The organism is Methylibium sp. T29 (assembly GCF_000576205.1).
Taxonomy (GTDB): domain Bacteria; phylum Pseudomonadota; class Gammaproteobacteria; order Burkholderiales; family Burkholderiaceae_C; genus Methylibium; species Methylibium petroleiphilum.
This window is the reverse complement of the sequence record NZ_AZND01000221.1, coordinates 1-5524: the sequence shown is the minus strand read 5'-3', so window position 1 is coordinate 5524 and position 5524 is coordinate 1. Positions and strand designations below refer to the sequence as shown.

Below are 5524 nucleotides of genomic sequence, written 5' to 3'. Positions count from 1 at the left end.
GCCGGCGCGCGATTCGCCTTCAGCGCGTCGGCCGCCTCGGCCGTGGCGGCGCCGCGGCCCTTGAGCTTCTCGTAGGCCGACTCGCGGTCGACCACCTTCTCGTACACGCCGGCCACCAGCGAGCCGGCGATCAGCGCCTGGCGCTGCTGTGGCGTGATCGGGCCGATCTGGCTGCCCGGCGGGATGACGAAGACGCGCTGGGTGATGCCGGGGCGGCCCTTCTCGTCGAGCAGGCTGACCAGCGCCTCGCCGACCGCCAGCTCGGTGATCGCGGTGGCGATGTCGAGCCCGGGATTGGCGCGCATTGTCTCGGCGGCCGACTTGACGGCCTTCTGGTCGCGCGGCGTGAAGGCGCGCAGCGCATGCTGCACGCGGTTGCCGAGCTGGCCGAGCACGCTGTCGGGCACGTCGAGCGGGTTCTGCGTCACGAAATAGACGCCCACGCCCTTGGAGCGCACCAGCCGCACCACCAGCTCGATGCGCTCGACCAGAGCCTTCGGGGCGTCGGTGAACAGCAGGTGAGCCTCGTCGAAGAAGAACACCAGCTTGGGCTTCTCCAGGTCGCCCACCTCGGGCAGCAACTCGAACAGCTCGCTGAGCATCCACAGCAGGAAGGTGGCGTAGAGCCGCGGCGCGGTCATCAGCTTGTCGGCGGCCAGGATGTTGATCACGCCCTTGCCGTCTGCGGTCTGCATGAAGTCACCGATGTCGAGCATCGGCTCGCCGAAGAACTTGTCGCCGCCTTGTTCCTCGATCTGCATCAGGCCGCGCTGGATGGCGCCCACGCTGGCGGCGCTGATGTTGCCGTATTCGGTCTGGAACTCCTTGGCGTTGTCGCCCACGTGCTGCAGCATCGCGCGCAGGTCCTTCAGGTCCAGCAGCAGCATGCCGTTGTCGTCGGCGATCTTGAACACCAGCGACAGCACGCCCTGCTGGGTCTCGTTGAGCGCGAGCATGCGGCCCAGCAGCAGCGGGCCCATGTCGGACACGGTGGCGCGCACCGGGTGGCCCTGGGCGCCGAACACGTCCCACAGGGTGGCCGGGCAGGCGAGCGGGGTCGGCAGGTCCAGGCCGCGGTCCTTCAGCACCTTGGCGAGCTTGTCGTTCACGCTGCCGGCCTGGGCGATACCGGTCAGGTCGCCCTTCACGTCGGCCAGAAAGACCGGCACGCCGATCTTCGAGAACTGCTCGGCCAGCGCCTGCAGCGTGATGGTCTTGCCGGTGCCGGTGGCCCCGGTGATCAGCCCGTGGCGGTTGGCCAGGGCGGGCAGCAGCGCGCATTCGATCTCGCCGTGCTTGGCGATCAGCAGGGGTTCGGCCATGAGGTCCTCGGCAGGGGGGCGGGCGAAGACGCGGAGGCGTCCACTAAAATCTTTCCAATCCTAAGCTTTCCGAAACGAGAACAACATGGCCGGCCATTCCAAATGGGCCAACATCCAGCACCGCAAGGGCCGCCAGGATGAGAAGCGCGGCAAGATCTGGACCCGCATCATTCGAGAGATCGTCGTGGCGGCCCGCGCCGGCGGCGGCGACACCGCGATGAACCCGCGGCTGCGCCTGGCGATCGACAAGGCCAAGGCCGCCAACATGCCGGCCGACCGCATCAAGTACAACGTCGACAAGGCCACCGGCAACCAGGAAGGCGTCAGCTACGAGGAGATCCGCTACGAGGGCTATGGCATCGGCGGCGCGGCGATCATCATCGACACGATGACCGACAACCGGGTGCGCACCGTGGCCGAGGTGCGGCACGCCTTCAGCAAGTACGGCGGCAACCTGGGCACCGACGGCTCGGTGAGCTTCCAGTTCAAGCACTGCGGCCAGTTCATGTTCGCGCCGGGCAGCAGCGAGGACAGGATCATGGAGGTGGCGCTCGATGCCGGCGCCGAGGACGTGGTGACCGACGACGACGGAACGGTGGAGGTGCTCTGTGCGCCGCCCGATTTCGAGGCCGTGCAGGCGGCGTTGCAGGCGGCCGGGCTGGTGCCCGAGCTGGCCGAGGTGACGATGCGCGCCGAGAACACCGTGGCGCTGGCCGGCGAGGACGCGCAACGCATGCAGAAGCTGCTCGACGTGCTGGAAGACCTGGACGACACGCAGGCCGTGTTCCACAACGCCGAACTGGACGAGTGAGCAGGACGACATGAAGGTTCTCGTCATCGGCGGCGGTGGCCGCGAGCACGCGCTGGCCTGGAAGCTGGCGCAGTCGCCCAAGGTGCAGATGGTCTACGTGGCGCCGGGCAACGGCGGCACGGCGCTCGACGTGCGCCTGAAGAACGTCGCGATCACCGAGGTGGACGCGCTGGCCGACTTCGCGCAGGCCGAGAAGATCGGCCTCACGGTGGTCGGCCCGGAGGCGCCGCTGGCGGCTGGTGTGGTGGACGTGTTCCGCGCGCGCGGACTGCGGGTGTTCGGCCCGACCCAGGCGGCCGCGCAACTGGAGAGCTCGAAGGCCTTCTCGAAGGACTTCATGAAGCGCCACGGCATCCCCACGGCTGCCTATGAGACCTTCTCCGATGCGGCGGCCGCGCATGCCTACGTCGACCGCATGGGCGCGCCGATCGTCGTCAAGGCCGACGGCCTGGCGGCCGGCAAGGGCGTGGTGGTCGCGGCGACGCTCGACGAGGCCCATCAGGCGGTCGACTGGATGCTGGCCGGCCACAGCGGCGACAACAAGCTCGGGGTCACGCACAACGCCGGTGGAGCGCGGGTGGTGATCGAGGAGTTCCTTGCCGGCGAGGAAGCCAGCTTCATCGTGCTGGCCGATGGCCGGCACGTGCTGCCGCTCGCCACCAGCCAGGACCACAAGCGCCTGAAGGACGGCGATGCCGGACCGAACACCGGCGGCATGGGCGCCTACTCGCCGGCGCCGGTGGTCACGCCCAACATCCACGCCAAGGTGATGCACGAGATCATCCAGCCCACGCTCGACGGCATGGCGCGTGATGGCATTCCCTATACGGGTTTCCTGTACGCCGGGCTGATGATCGATGCCCAGGGCAACCCGAAGACGCTGGAATTCAACTGCCGCATGGGCGACCCGGAAACCCAGCCCATCATGATGCGGCTCAAGAGCGACCTGCTGGACGTGCTGACGCATGCCGCCGACGGCACGCTCGACCAGGTCGAGCTGCAGTGGGACCGGCGTTTCGCGCTCGGCGTGGTGATGGCCGCGCACGGCTACCCGGAGCAACCGCGCAAGGCCGACGTGATCACCGGCCTGCCGCCCGAGACCGCGGACGCGGTGGTGTTCCACGCCGGCACCAGCAAGCCGGGCAAGGACATCGTGACGAGTGGCGGCCGCGTGCTGTGCGTCACCGCGCTCGGGGACTCGGCCAAGGTCGCGCAGGCCCGCGCCTACGACGCACTCTCGGGCATCGCCTTCGACGGCATGCAGTTCCGCCGCGACATCGGTCACCGCGCGATCAAGCGCTGACGCCCGCCCGATGACTGACACGCAAGCCGTCCGGGACTACCTGCTGGGTCTGCAGGAGCGCATCGTCGCCGCGCTGGAGGCGGAGGACGGCGGGCGCTTCCTGAGCGACCGCTGGACGCGCGAGCCGGGCGGCAAGCTGGAGGGCGAGGGACTGTCGCGCCTGATCGAGGGCGGCCGCCTGCTCGAGCGCGGCGGCTGCAGCTTCAGCCATGTGCGCGGCCGGGCACTGCCACCGTCGGCCACCCAGCATCGCCCCGAGCTCGCCGGCGCTCCCTTCGAGGCGATGGGCGTTTCGCTGGTGTTCCACCCGCGCAACCCCTATGTGCCGACGGTGCACATGAACGTGCGCATGCTGGCTGCACACCGAGCCGACGGCGAGATCGTCACCTGGTTTGGCGGCGGCATGGACCTGACGCCGTACTACGGCTTCGAGGAGGATGCGGCGCATTTCCATGCCACCTGCCGCGACGCGCTGGCGCCGTTCGGCGACGACAAGTACCCGCGCTTCAAGCAGTGGTGCGACGAGTACTTCTTCCTGAAGCATCGCAACGAGCCGCGCGGCGTCGGCGGCGTGTTCTACGACGACTTCTCCGAACTCGGCTTCGATGGCAGCTTCGCGATGACGCGTGCGGTCGGCGACGCGCTGCTCGCGGGCTATCTGCCGATCGTGCAGCGCCGCCAGGCGCTGCCGTTCGGCGAACGCGAGCGCGGGTTCCAGGCCTACCGGCGCGGCCGCTACGTCGAGTTCAACCTGGTGTGGGACCGCGGCACGCTGTTCGGGCTGCAGTCCGGCGGGCGCACCGAATCCATCCTGATGTCGATGCCGCCGGCCGCGGCCTGGCGCTACGACTGGCAGCCCGAGGCCGGCACGCCGGAAGCCCGGCTCTACAGCGACTTCCTTCGGCCCCGTGACTGGGTGGCCCCGACTTGAACGCCGTGCCTCCTCGCCGCATCGGCCTGTACGGCGGCAGTTTCGATCCGCCGCACATGGGCCATCTGGTGCTCGCGATGACCGCCGTGCAGCACCTCAAGCTCGACGAGCTGCGCTGGATCCCGGCCGGCGTGGCGTGGCAGAAGGAGCGCACGTTGCTGAGCGCCACACACCGCGCCGGCATGGTGAAGGCGGCCATCACCGGCCACCGCGGCTTCAAGCTCGACCGTCGCGAGATCGAGCGGAACGGCCCCAGCTACACCATCGACACGGTGCGCGAGTCGCAGCTCGCCGAGCCGAACGCGAAGTGGTTTCTGGTGATCGGACAGGACCAGTACGAACGCCTGCCCACCTGGCACGAGTGGCGCGAGCTGATCACGCGAGTCACGTTGGCGGTGGCCGGCCGCGACGGCAAGTCACCGTCGCCGCCTTCCGAACTGCTGGCGGTTTGGCACCGCATCGAGGCGCTGCCCATGCCGCCGATGAACGTCTCGTCGACGGCGATCCGTGCCCACCTCGCGGCCGGTGGCACCGCGCAGTCGCTGGTTCCCGACATGGTGCCCACCGTGGTCGCGCGCTATATTGACCGTTACCACCTCTACGCGCCGCCTCGCGGTGGCGTCCCCGCCGCCTGAGGGCGGCACCCAGCCCGGAGCTGCATGGACATCCGTAAACTGCAACGCGCCATCGTCGATGGCCTCGAGGACGTGAAGGCCCAGGACATCCAGGTCTTCAACACCGAGCACCTGTCGCCGCTGTTCGAACGGGTGATCATGGCCTCGGGCCTGAGCAACCGGCAGACGAAGGCCCTGGCCGCCAGCGTGCGCGACGCGGTCCGATCGCAGGGCTTCCCGGTCATGCGCACCGAGGGCGAGGACAACGGAGAGTGGATCATCGTCGACTGCGGTGCGGCTGTGGCGCACATCATGCAGCCCGAGATCCGCCGCTATTACCACCTTGAGGAGATCTGGGGCGGCAAGTCGGTGAAGATGAAGTTCGGCGCGGTGAGCAAGGGCCTGGTCAAGGCCTCGGCGCCCGACGAGGCACCGGCCGAGACGAAGCAGCGCGCGGCGACCAAGAAGCCGGCGGCGAAGTATGCGTCGCGGTCCGGTGCCTCGGCGCCGGCCGCGCCGGCGCGCAAGTCCGCCGCGGCCAAG

6 protein-coding genes are annotated in these 5524 nt (G+C 69.1%); 5 read left to right on the top strand and 1 reads right to left on the bottom strand.

Annotation, left to right across the window (positions count from 1 at the left end):
- The coding region (locus tag x551_RS17900; RefSeq protein WP_036249857.1) for a helicase HerA-like domain-containing protein at window positions 1-1322 on the bottom strand (1322 nt) is incomplete at its 3' end.
- An 85-nt stretch (window positions 1323-1407) separates the two neighbouring features.
- Here x551_RS17900 and x551_RS17895 point away from each other — a divergent pair.
- The 5 genes from x551_RS17895 to rsfS all read left to right on the top strand — a co-directional run.
- Complete coding sequence (locus tag x551_RS17895) at window positions 1408-2133, top strand: YebC/PmpR family DNA-binding transcriptional regulator (RefSeq protein ID WP_036233015.1); 726 nt, start codon at window positions 1408-1410, stop codon at window positions 2131-2133.
- Between the two features lie 10 nt (window positions 2134-2143).
- Entirely contained in the window at window positions 2144-3436 is a 1293-nt protein-coding gene (gene purD / locus x551_RS17890) for a phosphoribosylamine--glycine ligase (protein ID WP_036233018.1), read from the top strand.
- A 10-nt stretch (window positions 3437-3446) separates the two neighbouring features.
- Window positions 3447-4367, top strand: coding sequence for an oxygen-dependent coproporphyrinogen oxidase (hemF, locus tag x551_RS17885; protein ID WP_011828938.1), 921 nt, complete (start codon window positions 3447-3449; stop codon window positions 4365-4367).
- A 5-nt stretch (window positions 4368-4372) separates the two neighbouring features.
- Window positions 4373-5002 carry a nicotinate-nucleotide adenylyltransferase gene (gene nadD, locus x551_RS17880; protein ID WP_036233028.1) on the top strand — a complete coding sequence of 210 codons (630 nt, stop codon included), beginning with the start codon at window positions 4373-4375 and terminating at the stop codon, window positions 5000-5002.
- Window positions 5003-5026: 24 nt separating this feature from the next.
- Window positions 5027-5524, top strand: a 498-nt coding sequence (gene rsfS / locus x551_RS17875) for a ribosome silencing factor (protein ID WP_036233020.1), incomplete at its 3' end; no start/stop codon positions are given.